Genomic DNA, 19453 nt, shown 5'->3' with positions numbered 1-19453 from the left:
AACGGGTCGGCCCGCAGTCGGCGCACCGCATCAGTCGAGCACGGCGGTCGCTTCGATCTCGATGAGCACGTGCGGCTCGAACAGCGCCGCCACCCCGATGAGCGTGGAGGGCGGCATGGGCTGCGGGATCCCGAGTTCCTCGGCGACCTCCGCGATGCCGGCCAGGAAGTCGTCGTGCTTCTCGGTACGCCAGTCGGTGAGGTAGAAGCGCAACCGCACCACGTCGGAGAAGCTCGCACCGGCCCCGGCGAGGCCCGCCGCGACGTTGCGCAGCGCCTGCGCCACCTGACCGGGCAGATCGCCCGGGGCGACCGGTTCGCCCTGCTCGTTCGCCGACACCTGACCGGCGACGCACACCGTGCGGCTGCCGGTGCCGACCGCCACATGCCGGAACGGCACCTCCTGAGCCATCCCCTCCGGGCTGAACAGTTCAACGCTCACTTCGACGCTCCTTCGTGCTCGGGCCTGCGGTGAACGGCGCGCGCCGTCCCCGACCCCAGTCGTACCCGACCAGCGGGAGCACCGGCAAGCATTCCGCCCAGCCGTGCGCCGCCGGTCAAGCCCCGAGCGCTGCACCGCACCCGCCGGCACGGCTCATGCGCCCGACGCGCAACCGTCTCAACCGCCCCAGCCGCCCCGAGACAGCGAATCGCCCGCGCGTCTGCAGCACTATCCGGGAACAGTGCCGCGCACGCGCGGGCAATTTCGCGAGAGGATCGGGAGGACGAGAGGGAGGAACCGGACCAGGCCCAGCCCCGCTCCCTACTCCCGCAGCTTGGCGTCGAAGGCCAGCTCGGCTGCGGCCACGCCCGCGAGCTTCGCCTCGCTCGCCTCTTCCGCCTTCAGGGTGCGGTCGGCTGCGCGGAATCGCAGCGCGAACGTGATCGCCTTCTGCCCCGGCTCGATGCCGGTGCCGCGGTAGTCGTCGACAACGCGCGCCTGTTCGAGCAGCTCGCCGGCTCCCGCCACGACCACCGCGAGCACGTCGCCGGCGGGCACCTCATCGCCGACGACCAGCGTGAGATCCTGCGTGGCGGCGGGGTAGGTCGAGAGCGGAGCGGTCTCGGGCTCGCGCGGGGCGAGCGCGATGATGCGGTCGAGGTCGATCTCGAACGCGGCGACGCGACCGGGCAGGTGGTGCGCGGCCACGAGCTCGGGCAGCAGCTCGCCCGCGACGCCCACGACCTCGAGGCCGCCCTCGTCGCCGTCGGCGTCGTCGGACACGCGGATCGCCAGCTCGGCCGTGCGGCCCGGGTGGAACGCGCGGTGCGCTCCCTGCGAGACCACGAGCTCTGCGGAGACCGCGGCGGCGACCGTGCGGGCCGCGTCGAGCGCGTCGGCCCAGTCGAAGGCTCGCGCGGCCTCGCCGGGCTGCTTGGCGACGGCGTCGCCGAGCAGCAGGCCGGCGGCGCGGCGCGGCTGAGCCGGGATCGAGGCGTTCAGCTCGGCCAGCACCTCGTCGGAGGGGCGCTCGGCGAGCGGCGGCACGGTCTCGGTGCCGGCCTGCCCGGAGCGCGTCGACGGCTCGAACACCGCGCCGAACTCGACGAGCGCCAGATCGGTCACACCGCGCGACACGTTGCGCTGTGCGGCGGTCACGAGGCCGGGCAGCAGCGAGCGGCGCAGGAACGGCGCCTCGCCGTCGAGCGGGTTCGCGAGGCGCACCGCGTCGATCGGGGCGTCGGCGTCGATGTCGCCGGACTCGGCGCCCGCACCGAAGGCGGTGAGCTGCGCACGCGACACGAAGGGGTAGCTCTGCACCTCGTCGAGACCGGCCGCGGTCACCACGTTCGCCGCGCGACGGCGCAGGCGCTGCTCGCGGGTGAGCCCGCGACCGGCCGGGGCGACGGGCAGTTCCGAGGGGATGCGGTCGTAGCCGACGATGCGCGCGACCTCCTCGATGAGGTCGGCGGGGCGCGACAGATCGCTGCGCCAGCTGGGCGGCGAGACGAGCAGCGCACCGGGCTCGGCCGCGGAGACGGTGCAGCCGATCATCTCGATCGAGCCGCGGATCTCGTCGTCGGTGTAGTCGGCGCCGAGCAGGCCGTTGACGCTCGCCATCGGCAGGCGCACGGCGGGCGCCTCCCAGCGCGCGACGATCTCGCTGCCGAGCTCGTCGGCGGTGCCGCCCGCCAGCTCGACGAGCAGGTCGACCATGCGCTGGGCGGCGGCGCGCGCCACGAGCGGATCGACGCCGCGCTCGAAGCGCTTGGACGCTTCGCTCGGCAGCTTGTGGCGGCGCGAGGAGCGGGCGATCGACACGGGGTCGAAGGTGGCGGCCTCGATGAGCACGTCGGTCGTGCGCTCATCGGCCTTGGTCGACTCGCCGCCCATGACGCCCGCGAGGCCGATCGCGCCGGAGTCGTCGGCGATCACGAGGTCTTCGGGGTGCAGCGCGCGCTCCTGGCCGTCGAGCGTCACCAAGGTCTCGCCGGCCTGCGCGCGGCGCACGGTGATGCCGCCCTGCAGCTTCGCGAGGTCGTAGGCGTGCAGCGGGTTGCCGAGTTCGAGCATCACGTAGTTCGAGATGTCGACCTCGAGCGACAGCGAGCGGATGCCGGCGAGCTGCAGGCGCGCCACCATCCAGGCCGGGGTGGGCCGCGACTGGTCGATGCCCCGCACGACTCGGGTCACGAAGCCTGTCGCTCCCGCGCGTCCGCGGATGGGCGCGTCGTCGGCGAAGGTGACGGGGAAGCCCGAAGCGGGTGCCGGCTCGCTCGCGAGCGCCGGATCCGCGAAGGTCGCGCCCGTGGCGTGCGCGTACTCCCGGGCGACGCCGCGGATCGAGAAGGCGTAGCCGCGATCCGGGGTCACGTTGATCTCGACCGCGGTCTGATCGATGCCGAGCAGCGCCTTCGCGTCGGTGCCGGGCACGAGCTGCGCCGGGTCGAAGCCCAGTCGGGAGAGCACGATGATGCCGTCGTGGTCGTCGCCGAGCGAGAGCTCGCGCGCCGAGGCGATCATGCCGTCGGAGACGTGGCCGTAGGTCTTGCGGGCGGCGATCTCGAAGCCGCCGGGCAGCACGGCTCCGGGCAGGGTCGCCACGACCTTGTCGCCCGCCTCGAAGTTGTGGGCACCGCAGACGATGCCGCGCACGTCTGCGCCGCCGTCGGCGGCGCGCTCGCCTTCGGGGGCGACCCGCACCTGGCACCAGTTGACGGTCTTGCCGTTGGAGTGCTCCTCGGGCTCGCGCGAGAGCACCTCGCCCACGACCACGGGGCCGGTGACGTCGAAGCGGCGGATCGATTCCTCTTCGAAGCCCACGCGCACGAGGTCGGCGTGCACCTGCTCGGGGGTGACGTCGTCGGGCAGCGAGACGAACTCGCCGAGCCAGCTGAGTGGAACGCGCATTAGACCAGTCCTCCGAACTGACGGTTGAAGCGAACGTCGCCCTCGACCATGTCTCGCATGTCGTTGAGGTCGTTGCGGAACTGCAGGGTGCGCTCGATGCCCATGCCGAACGCGAAGCCCTGGTACTCCTCGGGGTCGATGCCTGCCGCGAGCAGCACCTTGGGGTCGACCATGCCGCAGCCTCCCCACTCGACCCAGCGGGCGCCGCCCTTGGCGTTCGGCTGCCACACGTCCATCTCGGCGGAGGGCTCGGTGAAGGGGAAGAAGTTGGGGCGCAGGCGGATCTTCGCCTCGTCGCCGAACATCTGCCTGGCGAAGTGCTCGAGCGTGCCGCGCAGATGCGCCATCGTGAGGCCGCGGTCGATCGCGAGGCCCTCGATCTGCTGGAACACGGGGGTGTGCGTGGCGTCGAGCTCGTCGGTGCGGTACACGCGGCCGGGGGCGACCACGTAGACGGGCAGCTCGCGTTCGAGCAGGGCGCGGATCTGCACCGGCGAGGTGTGGGTGCGCAGCAGCAGGTGGCGGTCGGCGGGCTCGACGAAGAAGGTGTCCTGCATGGCACGGGCGGGGTGGTCGGGATCGAAGCCGAGGGCGTCGAAGTTGAACCACTCGTGCTCGATCTCGGGGCCTTCCGCGATCTCCCAGCCCATCCCGATGAAGATGTCGGAGGCCTCCTCCTGCAGCTGGGCGAGGGGGTGGCGGGTGCCGGCGGTGCGGCGCACCGGCGCCGCGGTCACGTCGACGGTCTCGGCGACGAGGCGGGCGGCGGCCTCCTGCTCGGCGAGCTCGGCCTCGCGCCCTTGGTAGGCGCCCTCGATGCGGCCGCGCGCCTGGCCCATGAGCTTGCCGGTGGCGGCCTTCTCGTCCTTCGGCACCTGGCGCATGAGCGCGTTGAGCTTCGCGATGGCCGAGCCATCGCCGGCGTGCTCGGTGCGGGCGGCCTTCAGCTCGGCGACGGAGCCGGCCGCGGCGAAGGCGGCGAGGGCCGCTTCGACGGCGGCGTCGGCCGCCGGCTGGGTGATCGGGTTGGACGGCTGCGGCTGCTGGGCCTCGCCCGCCCCTGCGGGGTTCGTTTCACTCGCTGACACGAGGCACCATTCTACCGGTTCAGCGACTGGCCTTCCCCACCAGTTCGACCAGCAGTTCGGCGAGCGCGGCCCGGTCGCCCGCCGCGTTCAGGCGGTCGAGCGCCGCGGCGAGCGCGCCGGACACCGTGACTCGGTGGCGCCGGCCGTCGATCTCGATGGTGAACGAGACCGTTTCGGGCACGGGGGCGTCGAGACCGAGGGGTTCGCCGGGTTCGTCGGGGTCGACCGGGTGGAAGCGCACTTCGGCGCCGGGCGGCAGCTGCGCGACGCGATCCAGGTCGGCGTCGATGACGGTGCCGATGACCGGGTAGCCGCCGGTGACGGGGTGGTCGGCGAGGAAGAGCACGGGCAGGCCGTTCGGCGGCACCTGCACGGAGCCGCGGGTCACCCCCTCGGTGGCGAGCTCTCCCGAGCGGGCGCGGGTGAGCGGATCGCCGTCGAGTCGGAGGGCGACGCGGTTGGATCTCGGTGAGACCCGCCACGCCTGGGTGATGAAGGCGGCGCGGGCGTCGGCGGTGAACCAGTCGTCGCGAGGGCCCGGCACGAAGCGCAGCACGGCGCGGCGCGCGGTCGGGGGCTGGGCGGCGGATCGGGTGAGATCCGAATCCGGGCGCGCTCCCCCCGGTTCCGGCCCGAGCGCGAGCGCGTCGCCCGAGCTGAGCGGAGGCGTTCCGAGCCCCGACAGGCTGTCGTACGCGGCGCTGCCGAGCAGGCCCCGCACCGGCTCGACGCCGCCGCGCACCGCGATGTAGCATCGCAGGCCGCGCCGCGGGGCGCCGACCCGCAGCGTGTCGCCCGCGCTCAGCTCGACGGCTTCGCCGGCCGGCACGGAGCGCGACGCGATGCCCTCGGCGGGCTCGACCCGGATCTCGGCGTCGGCCCCGGTCACCGCGACGATCAGCGCACGGTGCGCCCGCAGCGCGAGGCCGCCGTTCAGGTTCTCGAGCCCGGCGGCCCCCGGCGGGTTGCCGACGGCGAGGTTGGCCCGGCGCAGCGCGCCGCGGTCGAGCGCGCCCGATTCCGTGACGCCGAGCGCGGCGTGGCCCGGGCGGCCCGCATCCTGCACGAGCGTGAGCAGGCCAGGGTCGAGCACGGTGAGCGCGGGCTCGAGGGCCCCGGCAGCGGTCGCTCCGGCTGGCGCCGCGACCCGGAGAGGCGGATCGGGAAGCGCGGGAATCTCCGACCCGACCTGCGCGAGGGACACGGTCTCCCGCACGGCGCGGAACCGCACCGTGTCGCCGGGCGCGATGCGGGCCGGGCGATCCCGGTCCTCGTCCCACATGCGCTCACCCGTGCGCCCGATCAGCCGCCAGCCGCCGGGCGACGCCCTCGGGTAGACGGCCGAGAGGCCGCCCGCGAGCGCGACCGAGCCCGCGGGCACCGTCGTGCGCGGCGATGCGAGGCGTGGCACCCCGAGGCGCGGGTCGCCGTCGGCGAGGTACGCGAAGCCCGGTGCGAACCCGCCGAAGGCCGCGCGCCACACCGTCCCCGTGTGGGCGGAGATGACGCCGTCCCGGCCGAGCCCCGTCAAGTGGCCCACCTCTGCGAGGTCGTCGCCGTCGTAGACCACGTCGATCGTCACCTCGTCACCGGCAGCCTTACCCGCCGAGATCCGCTCGTCGAACCCGGCGACCGTCTCGGCGACGCGGCGCACCGCCGCGCGATCGACGCAGACCACGAGCACCGTGCGGGCGGCGGGCACGACGTCGATCACCCCCGGCGGGTCGAGTTCGCGCAGCCGGGCGGCGACGCCCAGCACCCGGTCGAGGTCGGGCAGTTCGACGATGCAGGCGCGGTCGCCGACGGGCCGCACCCGGAACACGCCGCCGGCGGACACTACGCGAAGCTCCGGATCGAGACGCCCGCGCCCTCGAGCGCCGCGCGGATGTCGCGGGCGAGCCGCACCGCCGCCGGGTCGTCGCCGTGCAGGCAGATGCTGTCGGCGGCGATGGCGATCTCGGTGCCGTCGTGCGCGACGATCCGCCCCTCGGTGGCCATCCGCAGCGCCTGCGCGACCGCAGCCTCCGGCGCGAGCAGCGCGCCGGGGAGCCCCCGGCGCACGAGCGTGCCGTCGGGCAGGTAGCCGCGATCCGCGAAGGCCTCACTGACGGTGCGCAGCCCCGAGTCACGCGCCACCCGCTCGATCACCGAGCCGGGCAGCACCATCAGCGGCAGCGAATCGTCGAGCTCGAGAATGGCCCGCGTCACCGCGCGCGCCTGATCTTCGCGCACCGCGATGGCGTTGTAGAGCCCACCGTGCGGCTTCACGTAGCGCACCTCGGTGCCCACGCTGCGCGCCACCGCCTGCACCGCGCCGATCTGGTAGATCACCTCGTCGGTCAGCTCGCTCAGGTCGACGTCCATGAAGCGGCGGCCGAAGCCCTCGAAGTCGCGGTAGCCAGGATGCGCCCCCACCGTCACCCCCAGCTCGGCGGCGCGACGACAGGTGAGGCGGATGCCTCCCGGCTCGCCCGCGTGGAACCCGCACGCCACGTTCGCGCTCGAGATGGAGGGCAGCACCGCGGCGTCGTCGAACACCCGCCCGCCGCCCGACTCGCCGAGATCGCTGTTCAGGTCGATGCGGCCGGTCATCTCCCGGGTCTGCTCACTGCGGGACATGCACCCTCCTCGACGAAACCGGCGGCGCAGCGCGCCTCTCCTTCCTATTCTCCCGCAGCCTGCCCGATCCATCTCTGCTGATTCGCCGAGGTCACCCGCGCGGCCCTTTCCGCGCTGGGCGCCCGGTAGACTGGCGGGTATGCAGGGACCGCGGCCGCAGGAGCGCGCTCATCGGAGCGCCGTCTCGCACCGCATCCCCATGAGCCGCGGCGCGCGCACCGCGCGGGGTACGGCGGGCGCACTCGCGGCCACGCTGCTCGCCGCGGCCTCGCACGGGATCGCCGGCGGCGCCATCACCTGGCCGGCGGTCGCGGTGACCGCGATTCTCGCCCTCCCGCTGTGCACCGCGCTCGCGGGCCGCATCGCCTCGCTCTGGCGGCTCGCCGCCGCCGTCGGCACCGCGCAGTTCCTCTACCACTGGATCTTCGCGGGCATCGACCTCGTCGGCACCGCCCCCGCCGGTCCCCCGGCGTCGCCGCACGCCGCGCACCTCGCCGCACTGCAGAACTTCGCACCCGACGTCGCGACCGCGGCCTCCGCCGATGCCGCGATGTGGATCGGGCACGCTATCGCCGCGGTGCTCACGGTCGCGCTGCTGCACCGCGGCGAGCACGCCTGGCTGGCCCTCGCACGCCTCGTCCGCCGGGTGCTGCCGCAGCGACCGCCCCGGCTCGTCGCGGTGTCACGGCGCCCCGCGATCCGCCCCCTCGTCTTCCGCGCGCCGCTGCGCGTGCGCACCTCCGCCCGATCCGCGATCAGTCACCGCGGGCCTCCCGCTCTCTCGTTCTCCGCATAGGGGTTCGCCCGTGCTCGCGCTGTGGGCACGCACGGCGACACCCCCACTCACCAGAACTCCGCCCGGAGCACCGCCGCGCATCGCGCGCCCGCCGTGCTGCCCGGGCCGAACGAGAAAGACCACCATGCACACCACTGCTTCACCGCGCCGCGCCCGCGTCGCAACCCTGGGCCTCGCCGCGCTCGCCGCGCTCGGCCTCTCCCTCGGCGGCGCCTCACCGGCGCTCGCCCACGACGAACTCGTCGACCGCAGCATCGTCGCCACCGACGACGGCCGAGTCGACGGGATCCGCCTCAGCTTCAGCAACAGCATCATCGAGGTCGGCACCGAGATCGTCGTCACCTCCGCCGACGGCGCGGACATCAGCGACGGGACGCCCGAGGTCTCGGGGCCCGACGTCGTGCAGCCGCTCGCCGCGGATCTGCCCGAGGGCGACTACGACGTGGCCTGGCGCGTCGTGTCGAGCGACGGCCACCCCATCGACGGCGCCTTCGTGCTGCGGCTCACCGAGCCCAGCGCCTGGCAGGCCGAGGAGGCCGTCATCGTCGAGCCCGACGCACGAATCGATGAGGGCGCCGAGGGCGGCTCCGCGGAGGGCGCCGACGGCGCCGATCACAACAGTGCCGATCACGACCACGGCACCGGCTCGGCCTCCGACGAGCCGGGCGGCCTGTCGACGGGCGCCATCGCCGCGATCTCCATCGGCGCGGTGCTCGTCGCCGGCGGGGCGCTCGCAGCCGTGCTCATCGGCCAGCGCCGACGTGCCGAGGGCATGCGCGCCGACGCCGCCTCGGACGAGGAGGATCGCGCATGACCCGCCTTCGCTCCCTCACGCACAGCCGCGCCGCCCGCACCGTGGCCGCGCTCTCCGCCGCCGCGCTGCTGCTCGCCGGATGCTCCACCGCTGCGCCCGCGAGCGACGGCGCCTCTGCGGACGCGCCGAGCGCCGCCTTCGTCGACGGCTGGGCGAAAGCCGGCGAACAGGGCGGCATGACTGGTGTCTTCGGCACCCTCGAGAACCACGGCGACGACGACCTCGTCATCGCCTCGGTCGAGAGCGAAGCGGCGGACAGCGCCGAACTGCACGAGGTGACCTCGGCCGGGGTGATGCAGGAGATCACGGGCGACGTGACCGTGCCCGCGGGCGGCTCAATCGAGTTCGTTCCCGGCGGCGACCACATCATGCTCATGGGTCTCACGGCCGAACTGCTCGCGGGCGAGGAAGTGCCGATCACGGTGACCTTAGCCGACGGCAGCAGTGTGTCGTTCTCCGTGCTCGTGAAGGCCTACTCGGGGGCGAACGAGAGATACGGCGAGCACGGCGAGTCCGGCGGCACCGGCGAGCACGACGGCATGAACGACACCGGCGAGCACGGCGAGCAGGACGGCCATGCCGGGCACTGAGCCCGAACCGCGCACCGATCCAGCACCACGCACGACGAGCCCCGACACCCGCGACGCCGCACACGGCGGCGCGGGGTCGGGCGCTGCGGGGCGCGCAGCAGCGCGTCCCGCCGCGGGGCCGCCCGCCGCGCCGAAGCTCGGTCGCCGGGCGCTGCTCACGGGCGGCGCATTCGGGGCCGGGCTCGGGGCCGTGCTGGGCGCGGGCGGAGCGCTCGGCGCGGGCGCGGCCCGGAGCTCGGCCGAGCCGCCCGCGCCGGGTGCTGCTGCGGCGGCCGAGACCGAGGCCTCGCTCGGGCCCGGCGGGGAACTGCCGGGCTTCGGAGGCGAGGCGCTGCCCTGCCACGGCGCGCACCAGGCGGGCGTCACGACCGTGCCGGCCGCGCACGTGCACTACGCCGCCTACCACCTGCTGCCGGGCACCGACGCGGCGGCGCTGCGACGCATGTTCCGGGTGCTGACGGGAGACATCGAGGGGCTCACCTCGGGCGAAGCCCCGCTCGCCGACCCCGAACCCGAGCTGGCCGCACGGCCCGCGCGGCTGACGGTGACCGTCGGGGTGGGGCCGGAACTCGTCGACCGCGCCGGCGCCGCACGGCCGAAGTGGCTCGGTCCGCTGCCGGGATTCGCCCGAGACCGGCTGAGCGGCGACTTCGACGGCGGCGACCTGCTGCTCGCGATTGAGGCCGACGATCCGCTGCCGATCTCGCACGCCGCCCGCATGCTCGACCGGGATCTCGCGAGCTTCGCCGAGCCGCTGTGGCGGCAGCGCGGCTTCCGGCGCGCCCGCGGTGCCGAAGATGACGGCACCACGATGCGCAACCTCATGGGCCAGCTCGACGGCACGGTGAATCCGGCCCCGGCGGATCCGGGTTTCACCGGGCTCGTGTGGCTGGGCCGGGACGCGGGCTGGCTCGCCGGCGGCTCCGCGTTCGTGCTGCGGAGGATCCGCATGGAGCTCGACACCTGGGACCGGGTGGATCGCCCCGGCCGCGAGCAGACCATCGGTCGCCGCCTGTCGGACGGCGCGCCGCTGACCGCGCCCGACGGCGTCGGGGAGCGCACGCCGGCCGACTTCGCCGCGAAGGACGAGCGGGGGCTGAGCGTGATCCCGATGGCCGCGCACATACGCCGGGCCCACTCCGAGGACCCGTCCGAGCGGATCTTCCGCCGGGCCGCGAACTACGACGAGGGGCACGAGGCCGGGCTGCTGTTCGGCTGCTACCAGCGGGATCCGCTCGCCCAGTTCGTGCCGATCCAGCGGCGGCTCGACGAGGCCGATCTGCTCAACGAGTGGGTCACGCACGTCGGTTCTGCCGTCTTCGCCATCCTGCCCGGCTTCCGGGCCGGGCACATGCTCGGGGCGTCGCTCTTCGCCTAGCGCACCGCGTGCCGGGCGGTCAGCGCCCGGCACGGTTCGCGGGCCCCGTCTCGCCGGGCGCGCAGGAACCCGGCGTCCCGCCGGGGCACGGGCTACGGCAGCGGGATCGCGGCGAGGGCCCGCGTCGCGTGCCCGAGGTAGGCGCAGGCTCCCGACGCGATGCCCGCGGCGAGCAGGCAGGCCGTGACGAGCGCGGTCGGAACGAGGACGACGGGCCGGTGCAGGAGCTGGATGAGCTTCATGCTTCCATCCTCACGACGCCCGCGCCGCGCCGCGTCGGCCCGCGGTACCCCGCGAGTGGTACCAGGGGCTGATCGTCGGGCCTGCGGGTCCCGCAGCGCGAGCAGTCCTAGCCGCGCTGCGAGAAGGCGGTCTCGTAGAGCAGCACGCTCGCGGCTGTCGCGAGGTTCAGCGACTCCGCGGCGCCGTAGATCGGCAGCTTGAGCGAGCGGTCGGTCATGGCGCGATCCGCTTCGCTGAGGCCGCGGGCCTCGTTGCCGAACACCCAGGCGACCGGGCCCGCGAGCAGCCCCTCCGCGCGCGCCTCGAGCAGTTCCGCCCCGCGCACATCGGCGGCGAGCGAGGTGAGGCCCGCGTCGCGCGCGGCATCGAGAGCCTCCGCGAGCGTGGAGGCTACGGCGACCGGCAGGTGGAACAGCGAGCCCGTGGTCGAGCGCACCACCTTCGGGTGGAACGGGTCGATGCTCTCCCCCGAGAAGACGACGGCGTCGGCGCCGGCGGCGTCGGCGGCTCGCAGCACGGTGCCCGCGTTGCCAGGATCGCGGATCTCGTGCAGGATCGCGACGAGCCGCGCACCGCGCAGCGCATCCGCGACTTCCGTGCGCCAACTGCGCGCCACCGCGACGACGCCCTGGGGGTTCACCGTCTCGCTCATCGCGGCGATCACCTCGTCGGTCGCCCGCTCGATCCGTACGCCGGCGTCCGAGGCGAGGCGATCCACCTCGTGCTGCCAGGGCTCGGTGCCGGTGGAGGCGTAGACCGTCTCGGCGAGATCCGGCCGATGCGCGAGCAGTTCGCGCACCGCCTGCGGCCCCTCGACTAGGAAGCGCCCCTGCTCGTGCCGCTCCTTCTTGCGCGCGAGCGCGGCGGCCCGCTTCACTCGGGGGGCCTTCGGATTGCTGAGGATCGCATCGTTCACCCGTCCACACTACCCGCGGGATGTCTCTGCTTGAGTGCCCACTCGTTCTTCGGAGCCCCCGCTTCTTTCGGAGCAGAACACGGCGGGCGGTCCGAATGAACGGTGAGATCCGAAGAACAGGACCGCCTCACGCAGAAGAACCCCGCCACCGAGCCGGTGACGGGGTTCTTCTGAACGACAGGCGCTTACGCAGCCTTCGGAGCCGAGGTGTCCTCGGGGAGGGCGTTCTTCGCGACCTCGACGAGCGTCGCGAAAGCGGCGGGCTCGTTGACGGCCAGCTCGGCGAGCATGCGGCGGTCGACCTCGACACCCGCGAGGCCGAGGCCCTGGATGAAGCGGTTGTAGGTGAGGCCGTTGGCGCGCGCACCGGCATTGATGCGCTGGATCCACAGGCGGCGGAAGTCGCCCTTCTTCTTACGGCGATCGTTGTACGCGTAGACGAGCGAGTGGGTGACCTGCTCCTTCGCCTTCCGGTACAGACGCGAACGCTGTCCGCGGTAGCCCTCGGCGCGCTCGAGGATGACGCGACGCTTCTTGTGGGCGTTGACTGCCCGCTTGACTCTAGCCATTTCAGTTCTTCCTTACGAAAATCTCAGATGAAAGCTTGGTGCTCGCGGCTCAGTGGCCGAGGAGCTTCATCGCCTGCTTGGCGTCGCCCTTGGCGAGCACCTGCTCAGCGTTCAGGCGGCGCTTGCGCTTCGAGGACTTCACCTCGAGGTTGTGGCGCATGCCGGCCTGCTGCTTCATCAGCTTGCCGGAGCCGGTGAGCTTGAAGCGCTTCTTGGCCCCCGAGTGGGTCTTCTGCTTGGGCATCGATTTCTCCTTGTTGTGTGCGCGCCGCGGACGGCTGCGTATTGCACGGGGCAGCTGCGCGAGGCAGTGCGCCGTAGATTACTCGCCGGCGGGGGCGGATCCAGCCGCCTTGTCCGCCTTGCGGATGGCCTTCTCCTCGGCGCGGCGAGCGTTCAGCTCGGCCTTCGCCTCGGACTTGTTCTTGACCGGGGTGATCACCATGACCATGTTGCGGCCGTCGATACGGGGTCGCGACTCGACGGTGCCGAACTCGGCAATGTCCTCGGCGAACTGCTGCAGCAGGCGCACGCCCATCTCGGGACGCGACTGCTCGCGGCCGCGGAACAGGATCATGGCCTTCACCTTGTCGCCCTGCGCCAGGAAGCCGACCGCACGCTTCGTCTTGGTCTCGTAGTCGTGCTTGTCGATCTTCAGGCGGAAACGGACCTCTTTGAGAACCGTGTTCGCCTGGTTGCGACGGGCTTCCTTCTGCTTCTGGGCCGCCTCGTACTTGAACTTTCCGAAGTCCATGATCTTCGCCACGGGAGGCTTCGAGTTCGGGGCGACCTCAACGAGATCGAGATCGGCGTCGGCCGCCATGCGCAGCGCAGTCTCGATCGGGACGACCCCGACCTGCTCGCCACTGGGTCCAACCAGTCGCACCTCGGGGACGCGGATTCTGTCATTCGTACGGGGATCGCTGATCGCCGGCTCCTCTGATCTCAGGTGGTGGGCGCCCCGGATTCGGAGCGACGGACGGAGATCAGGGCCGCGCAAGCGCTGCCCGCACCCTTCTCAGCTGCCGCGAACGGCGTGGTGCCAACTACCCGGTAACCTTGAAGGCGGTGCCGGGTGGGAGAATCTCCTCTTCCGCATCTCGGCAAGTAGCCGAGAACCACAGGCAAGTTTAGCACAGATATCCCCGAGACAGTCAGGACACCATGAGCGACAACCCGCAGCAGGACGCATCGATCCACGAGGCCGAGGCGCAGGCCGCGGCCCAGGCGGCCCGCGACATCGCCGAGGTGCCCGCCGTCGAGGTCATCACCGCCGCCGCGGTGAACCTGCTCAGCGCCGCCGCGATCAAGTGCGGTCTCGCCGACGATCCCGAGAACCAGACCGACCTCGACGAGGCGCGCAAGCTCATCAACGCCCTGGCCGGCCTCATCACCGCGGGCGCTCCCGAGATCAGCGACTCGCACGCGCGGCCGCTGCGCGACGGGCTGCGCTCGGTGCAGCTCGCCTTCCGCGAGGCCTCCGCAATCCCGGACGCCCCCGGCGCCGGCCCGGGCGAGAAGTACACCGGCTCGGTCATCTGAGCGGGCCTCCCCCGCCACCGTTCACCCCGAAGCGCGAACCCGCCGTGCCTCCGACCGCCGCCGACGCCGCCGAGCCGGGGCATCGCCCGCGTACCGGGATTGCGCAGGGCGTGCGCGACTCCCTCGGGGTGGGGATCGGAATCTTCCCCCTCGGGGTCGCGCTCGGCATGCTGGTCGTGCAGGCCGGCCTGCCGTGGTGGCTCGCCCCCGCGCTCTCGGTGGGGATCTTCGCGGGCTCGGTGGAACTGCTGATGGTCAGCATGCTCGCCTCGGCGACACCGCTCGTCACCATCGCCGCCACCGTCTTCGCGCTCAACTTCCGGCACGTCTTCTACGCGCTCTCCTTCCCGCTGTCGCGGGTGCGGCGGGGATGGCCGCGGGCCTACTCCGTCTACGCGCTCATCGACGAGGCCTACGCCACCTACGCGCTGATGCCGCCCGAGCGGCTCAGCTCGACCCGGATCGTGACCGGGCAGCTCGCCATGCAGGCGTACTGGGTGGCTGGCGGCCTCGTCGGGGCGGCGGTCGCCTCCTCGCTGCCCGAACCCATCGAGGGCTTCGAGTTCGCACTGTACGCGCTGTTCATCGTGATGACCCTCGATGCTGCGCGGAGCCGCCGCGAGATCCCGTCGATCGTGCTCGCCGGGCTGGCGGTGACCGTCGCGATCCTGGTCGTGCCGGACTCGGCGCTGCTCGCGGGCCTCGTAATCTTCACGGTGCTGCTCATCGCACGTCACCTGTTGGGGCGCCGGTGTCCGGATGCCGGCACGAGGAGCGGAGGCGACGACGATGCCTGACGCGCCCGTCTGGTACCTGCTCGCGGCGATCGCACTCGGCGGTCTCATCACCCTGGGGCTGCGCGCCATCCCGTTCGCCGTGCTGAAGCCGCTGCGCAAGTCGAAGCTCGTGCAACGGCTCGGCGCCTGGATGCCGGCCGGGCTGCTGCTGATCCTGGTGGTCGTGGTGCTGCGCGACGAGATCATCGCCCGCCCGGGCGAGCTCTGGGCCCTCGCGATCGCCACGGCGGTGACCGTGGCCGTGCATCTGCTCCTCGGCAGGCGGGCGCTGCTCAGCATCGCGGGCGGCACCGCGTGCTACGTGCTGCTGCTCAACCTCTGGTGAGCGACCCGGGCTCTCTGCCCGGCGTCGCTCAGGTGTCGCGGATGGGCGGCAGGTCGTAGACCTCCTCGCCGGCCGGATCGTCACCGCCGGGCGGGTACTCGGCGATCTCGGAGCGCCGCCCGAGGAACAGGGCGCTCGCCACGAGGCCGCCCCACACGATCGCGGCGGCGAGCACCAGGAACAGGATCGCGACGGGGGTCATCGCGCACCTCCCTCGGTCTGGGCGGCGTCGGCCGCTCGATGTGACACACTGCCAGGCGACGCGGAACGCCCGGAGGCGTCGAGCGGCGGCCAGGGCGTGAAACGGTCGGGCTCGAACTTCCACGGCAGCGCCGTGAGCACGATCGACCCGACGATCATCAGGAGCACCGAGCCCCAGCCCACCACGAGCAGGTATCCCGGGTCGTAGCCCTCGTAGGGCTCGGCGATGAGGGAGACCACGGTCGCGATGAGCATGTACCCGAGCACCACCGGCCCGAGCACCGAGACGAGGAACAGCCAGATGCGGCCGACTTTGAAGGTGGAGAGCGCGCTGAGGTGGCCGCTCAGCTCACGGCCGGCGCGCCGGATCCAGAGCACGGTGATCGTCATCACGACCGCCGAGGCGACGATGCCGATGTTGTTCGCCCAGTTATCGATCGTGTCGAGCGCGATGAGGCCCGAGGTGGTGCCGAAGAGCAGCACCGACACGACGGCGAGCACCCCGCCGAGCCCGTAGGCGGCGGTCTTGCGGCTGATCCCGAACTTGTCGATCACCCCGGCGAAGACCACCTCGAGGATCGAGATGAGCGAGGTGAGCGCCGCGAGCGTCAGGGACCCGAAGAACAGCGCGCCGAAGAAGGGGCCGCCCGGCATCTCGGCGACGATCGCGGGGAAGGTCATGAAGGCGAGGCCGACGCCGGTGAGCCCTTCGAGTTCGCTCACCGCGATGCCCTGCTGGTAGGCGAAGAAGCCGAGGGTGGCGAACACGCCGATGCCCGCGAGGATCTCGAACGACGAGTTCGCGAACGCCACGACGAGGCCCGGCGTGGTCATGTTCGAGCGACGCTTGCGGTAGGAGGCGTAGGTCATCATGATGCCGAAGGCCACCGACAGCGAGAAGAAGATCTGACTGTAGGCTGCCACCCACACGCCGGGATCGGCGAGGGCCGCGAAGTCGGGCGTGAACAGGGCGTTGAGCCCCTCGGCCGCGCCCGGCAGCATGAGCGCGCGCACCACGAGCACGAGGAAGCCGATCACCAGCAGCGGCATCGCGATCATGTTGAGCCGCTGCACGCCGTTGACCACGCCGGCGCCCAGCACGATGAGCGTGATGATCCACATCAGCACGAGCGGGATGAGCACGCCCGGCACGAACTCCATGGTGAAGGGCGCGTCGGAGAGCTTGAGGTACTCGCCCACGAAGAAGCCGGTCGCGTCGTCGCCCCACGGCATGCTGAACGAGAAGACGAAGTAGCTCGCAGCCCAGGCCAGCACCGCCGTGTAGTAGATGGCGATGAACACGCAGATCATCACCTGGAACCAGCCGATGCCCTCGCCCAGCTTGCCGGCGAGGCGGCGCAGGGCGAGCGGCGCGGAGCCTCGGAAGCGGTGCCCGATGGCGTAGTCGAGGAAGAGGATCGGGATGCCCGCGGTGAGCAGCGCGACGATGTAGGGGATGAGGAAGGCGCCGCCGCCGTTCTCGTAGGCGACGCCGGGGAAGCGCCAGATGTTGCCGAGGCCCACTGCGGAGCCGATGGCGGAGACGATGAAGCCGATCTGCCCGGTCCACTCCGCGCGCGGCTGCACTGCCGCCGGGGTGCTGGATGTCATGTGGCGCTCCTTCGCTGTGAGCTCGATGTGTACGCGAGCGTAACAGCTGCCTCCGACGCGCGCACGAACCCGGCGCGGCGCGGGCGGATCCGCGATCAGCGATCCGCGATGCGCGCGCGGCTATTGCCGCGCCGCGACGAAGCGCTCGGCGATCCAGTCGGCCGCCTCCGAGGGCGCGCGCCCGTCGTGCATCACGCCCGAGTGGTGGGTCGGCCACCAGCGGCTCGTGAGCTCGAAGCCGGCGCGGCGGTAGCCGCGCAGCAGCGCCCCCGTCAGCGGCGCCGGGGCCACCTCGTCGAGCAGCGCGGCGTCCACGCGCAGCGGGGGCTGCTGCGCTCCGGGCCGCAGCCGCGCGACCTCGTTGCGCCGGAACGACGCGAGCAGCCGCGCCCAGAGCTCCCGCCCCTGCTCGCCCCCGATGCCCGACGGGGCGATCCCGCCCCAGGAGTCCGGCCGGATCAGCTCGACCAGGGTGTGCGAGCCGAGATGATCCCACACCGCCCGGGCGGCGTCGCTGAGCCCTGCCCCATGCAGGAGCCGGTGCAGGCGCTCGTCTTCGACGGCGGCACCGCGCAGCATGAGCCCGATCAGCGCTGAGACCGTGCCGGCACCCGGCGCGCCTCGGCCCATGCGCCGCGCCGCGCCGATGCTCAGGTCCATGCGCGTCACGGGCGCGAACGCCGCCGTGCCGAGCAGGACGGCCGTTCGGTCGGGCGGATCGGAGACCGAGGCGAACAGCGCGGCGACCGCCCCCTCCGAGTGACCGGCGAGCAGCCAGCGGTCGCCCAGCCGCTCGTCGACCGCGCGGCGTGCGCGCATGGCCGCGACCATCGACTCGCCGAGCGAGTCCCCGATCAGGTAGGGGTGCACGCCGTCGGATCCGATCCCCTCGTAGTCGGGGCGCAGCACGGCGATCCCGCGCCCCAGCAGGCGGGCGCACAGCGCATCGCCCTGCGAGATCCGCCGCCACTCGACGTGCCCGGACTCGGCTCGGCTCGGCGCCGCGGACGCGCCTCCCCCGGTCGTCATGTGCCCGTAGACCACCACCGGGAAGCCGCCCCGCGGCGGCGGCCCGGGCGGCAGATGCAGCAGCCCCGTCTGCTCGTGCACGGCACCGCCCGCCGACCGGGCGGGGAAGGCGATCGCCCGCCCCGGCAGCGCTCCGCTCACCAGTGCCCCCGGGGCAGGCGTCGGCGCAGCGGGGCGGGCAGCATGCCGAGCAGCGAGCCGCGGTGCTGCTCCGCGTCGTCGATGACGTCGGCGAAGAACCGCGCCACCGGAACGAGCTGCGCGACGTCGATGCGGTCGATCGTGTCGGCGTCGTCGTAGAGGTAGAGCGGGCCGGACACGAGACTCACCGTGGGGACGCCGGAGACGAAGGTGAAGGAGGCGTCGGTGGGGATGCCGTTCGCGGACGCCTCGAGCGCCGTGGCGCCGAGCAGGCTCGTCGACACGAGGCGGTGCCGGCGCACGAGCCGCGCGATGCGCTGCGTGAACCGCGGGTTGACGTTCAGGAAGATACCCCGGGGCTCCGTCTCGGGCACGCTCTCGAAACCGCCGTCGGCACCGCGCACCGCGCGCAGCCCGACGTGCTCGATCGTCGTGTTGAACACGATGTCCCACCGCGTGTCGGCCGCGAGCACGTGCCGTCGGGCGAACTCCATGTGGGCATGGTAGCCCGTGAAATGCGTGTCGAATGTGATGAAGAGCAGCGTCTTCTCGCGCGTCTCGCCGGCCCGGGCGCGAGCCGCGAAGTGCTCGGCGAGGGCGATCACCTCGGCGGTGCCCGAAGCGTCCTCGACCGCGCCGGGGCTCACCGAGTCGTGGTGGGACTGCACCATGACCGTCTCCCGGCTGCGCCCGGGCAGCACGCCGAGCACGGTGCGCGAGACCACCCGCTCGCGCTCGACCTCGAGCACGAGCCGCGCTCCGGATCCGCCGCCCGACCGAGCGAGGCTGCGGCGCAGTTCCTCCCCCGCGGTGCGGGTCACCCAGACGCCGGGCAGCGGGAAGAGGGTGCGCCGGTAGTACTCGTTGTGATAGCGGTGCGACTCGGGATAGTCGCGCAGCACGCCGATGAGCCCGACGGCCCCCGCCCGCGCCGCGTCGCGCATCACGCGGGCCAGCGAGGTGACGTAGGGGTTGCGGCTGGCGAGCACGTCGCGGCGGCGCACCAGATGCTCCGGGTCGTAGAGGTAGCGGGTGAACGGGAGCGTGTGCGCCGTGGTCATCGTGAAGGCGAGGTCGAAGAGCACCACCGCGCCCCGCACGTCGTGCGCGCGCACGTGATCCGCCCCGATGTCGACGATCGGGGCGTCGAGGGCGTGGCGGGCCGTGCCGGTCCAGTCGTGGCTCGCAAGCCCGGAGTGCAGGACGGGCGAGCAGTCGAAGCGGCACCCCTCGACCTCGAGCCCGTGCTCCCGGCTGCGCCAGGCGTAGGAGTCGACCTCGAGCGTCTCCGTTTCGAGCCCCGCCCGCGCAAAGCGCTCCGAGACGTACTCGGCGGCCCGCTCGCCGCCCGGTGTGCCCGTGGCGCGCGGCGCCATGGCCACCAGCTCCTCGATCGTGCTGAAGATCTCAGTCTCTTGCAGATGCATACGCCGAGCGTACGGC

Annotated in this window: 21 protein-coding genes; 7 read left to right on the top strand and 14 right to left on the bottom strand. The window is 72.7% G+C overall.

The window, feature by feature from the left end; genetic code table 11:
• Positions 1-30: 30 nt before the first annotated feature.
• The 5 genes from H629_RS0105540 to H629_RS0105520 form a co-directional block, all read right to left on the bottom strand.
• Positions 31-441, bottom strand: a complete 411-nt coding sequence (locus tag H629_RS0105540) for a RidA family protein (protein ID WP_024356305.1) — start codon at positions 439-441, stop codon at positions 31-33.
• 321 nt (positions 442-762) lie between these two features.
• Entirely contained in the window at positions 763-3351 is a 2589-nt protein-coding gene (gene pheT, locus H629_RS0105535) for a phenylalanine--tRNA ligase subunit beta (RefSeq protein WP_024356304.1), read from the bottom strand.
• Positions 3351-4373 carry a phenylalanine--tRNA ligase subunit alpha gene (pheS, locus tag H629_RS0105530; RefSeq protein WP_029746617.1) on the bottom strand — a complete coding sequence of 341 codons (1023 nt, stop codon included), beginning with the start codon at positions 4371-4373 and terminating at the stop codon, positions 3351-3353. The genes pheT and pheS overlap by 1 nt, the downstream gene beginning before the upstream one ends.
• An 85-nt stretch (positions 4374-4458) precedes the next feature.
• Complete coding sequence (locus H629_RS0105525; RefSeq protein ID WP_024356302.1) at positions 4459-6276, bottom strand: 5-oxoprolinase subunit B/C family protein; 1818 nt, start codon at positions 6274-6276, stop codon at positions 4459-4461.
• Positions 6276-7058 carry a LamB/YcsF family protein gene (locus H629_RS0105520; RefSeq protein ID WP_036084495.1) on the bottom strand — a complete coding sequence of 261 codons (783 nt, stop codon included), beginning with the start codon at positions 7056-7058 and terminating at the stop codon, positions 6276-6278. The genes H629_RS0105525 and H629_RS0105520 overlap by 1 nt, the downstream gene beginning before the upstream one ends.
• Positions 7059-7197: 139 nt before the next feature.
• Between H629_RS0105520 and H629_RS0105515 the strand changes: the two genes are divergently transcribed.
• The 4 genes from H629_RS0105515 (at position 7198) to H629_RS0105500 (ending at position 10636) form a co-directional block, all read left to right on the top strand.
• Positions 7198-7854: a hypothetical protein gene (locus tag H629_RS0105515; protein WP_024356300.1), complete on the top strand. Its 657-nt coding sequence runs from the start codon at positions 7198-7200 to the stop codon at positions 7852-7854.
• Positions 7855-7978: 124 nt separating this feature from the next.
• Entirely contained in the window at positions 7979-8668 is a 690-nt protein-coding gene (locus H629_RS14470) for a copper resistance CopC family protein (RefSeq protein ID WP_024356299.1), read from the top strand.
• On the top strand, positions 8665-9258 hold the full coding sequence (locus tag H629_RS14010) for a copper chaperone PCu(A)C (protein ID WP_024356298.1): 594 nt from the start codon (positions 8665-8667) through the stop codon (positions 9256-9258). The genes H629_RS14470 and H629_RS14010 overlap by 4 nt, the downstream gene beginning before the upstream one ends.
• Positions 9245-10636, top strand: coding sequence for a Dyp-type peroxidase (locus H629_RS0105500; RefSeq protein ID WP_024356297.1), 1392 nt, complete (start codon positions 9245-9247; stop codon positions 10634-10636). The genes H629_RS14010 and H629_RS0105500 overlap by 14 nt, the downstream gene beginning before the upstream one ends.
• 92 nt (positions 10637-10728) lie before the next feature.
• Here the strand turns inward: H629_RS0105500 and H629_RS15365 are convergent, their stop codons facing one another.
• The 5 genes from H629_RS15365 to infC all read right to left on the bottom strand — a co-directional run bounded on the left by H629_RS15365 (position 10729) and on the right by infC (position 13292).
• Positions 10729-10878 carry a hypothetical protein gene (locus H629_RS15365; protein ID WP_161607981.1) on the bottom strand — a complete coding sequence of 50 codons (150 nt, stop codon included), beginning with the start codon at positions 10876-10878 and terminating at the stop codon, positions 10729-10731.
• A 107-nt stretch (positions 10879-10985) separates the two neighbouring features.
• A complete protein-coding gene (locus H629_RS0105490; RefSeq protein WP_205618685.1) occupies positions 10986-11795 on the bottom strand; it encodes a TrmH family RNA methyltransferase in 810 nt (269 codons plus the stop codon).
• Positions 11796-11980: 185 nt separating this feature from the next.
• Positions 11981-12364 carry a 50S ribosomal protein L20 gene (rplT, locus tag H629_RS0105485; protein WP_024356295.1) on the bottom strand — a complete coding sequence of 128 codons (384 nt, stop codon included), beginning with the start codon at positions 12362-12364 and terminating at the stop codon, positions 11981-11983.
• 49 nt (positions 12365-12413) lie between these two features.
• Positions 12414-12608: a 50S ribosomal protein L35 gene (rpmI, locus tag H629_RS0105480; protein ID WP_024356294.1), complete on the bottom strand. Its 195-nt coding sequence runs from the start codon at positions 12606-12608 to the stop codon at positions 12414-12416.
• Between the two features lie 78 nt (positions 12609-12686).
• The gene (gene infC / locus H629_RS14005) at positions 12687-13292 is read right to left on the bottom strand and encodes a translation initiation factor IF-3 (protein WP_084705354.1); all 606 of its coding nucleotides are present in this window, start codon (positions 13290-13292) and stop codon (positions 12687-12689) included.
• Between the two features lie 236 nt (positions 13293-13528).
• On the opposite strand from infC, the gene H629_RS0105470 reads away from it, so the two are divergent.
• The 3 genes from H629_RS0105470 to H629_RS0105460 are packed head-to-tail and all read left to right on the top strand — an operon-like array spanning position 13529 to position 15028.
• Complete coding sequence (locus tag H629_RS0105470; RefSeq protein WP_024356292.1) at positions 13529-13906, top strand: DUF1844 domain-containing protein; 378 nt, start codon at positions 13529-13531, stop codon at positions 13904-13906.
• 44 nt (positions 13907-13950) lie between these two features.
• Positions 13951-14703, top strand: coding sequence for an AzlC family ABC transporter permease (locus H629_RS0105465; RefSeq protein ID WP_024356291.1), 753 nt, complete (start codon positions 13951-13953; stop codon positions 14701-14703).
• Entirely contained in the window at positions 14696-15028 is a 333-nt protein-coding gene (locus H629_RS0105460; protein WP_024356290.1) for a branched-chain amino acid transporter permease, read from the top strand. Before H629_RS0105465 ends, H629_RS0105460 begins: the two co-directional genes overlap by 8 nt.
• Positions 15029-15056: 28 nt before the next feature.
• Here the strand turns inward: H629_RS0105460 and H629_RS15110 are convergent, their stop codons facing one another.
• The 4 genes from H629_RS15110 to H629_RS0105440 all read right to left on the bottom strand — a co-directional run bounded on the left by H629_RS15110 (position 15057) and on the right by H629_RS0105440 (position 19437).
• Positions 15057-15230 carry a MetS family NSS transporter small subunit gene (locus H629_RS15110; protein WP_152485650.1) on the bottom strand — a complete coding sequence of 58 codons (174 nt, stop codon included), beginning with the start codon at positions 15228-15230 and terminating at the stop codon, positions 15057-15059.
• Positions 15227-16840 (bottom strand): sodium-dependent transporter, encoded by a 1614-nt coding sequence (locus H629_RS0105450; protein ID WP_024356289.1) that lies wholly within the window; start codon positions 16838-16840, stop codon positions 15227-15229. Before H629_RS0105450 ends, H629_RS15110 begins: the two co-directional genes overlap by 4 nt.
• Positions 16841-16960: 120 nt before the next feature.
• Complete coding sequence (locus H629_RS0105445) at positions 16961-18010, bottom strand: lipase family protein (RefSeq protein WP_024356288.1); 1050 nt, start codon at positions 18008-18010, stop codon at positions 16961-16963.
• On the bottom strand, positions 18007-19437 hold the full coding sequence (locus H629_RS0105440) for a M28 family peptidase (RefSeq protein WP_024356287.1): 1431 nt from the start codon (positions 19435-19437) through the stop codon (positions 18007-18009). The genes H629_RS0105445 and H629_RS0105440 overlap by 4 nt, the downstream gene beginning before the upstream one ends.
• Positions 19438-19453: the final 16 nt, after the last annotated feature.

The organism is Leucobacter chironomi DSM 19883, assembly GCF_000421845.1.
Classification (GTDB): Bacteria; Actinomycetota; Actinomycetes; order Actinomycetales; family Microbacteriaceae; genus Leucobacter; species Leucobacter chironomi.
Note: the sequence above shows the minus strand (reverse complement) of the source record. Positions and strands in the feature narration are given on the sequence as shown.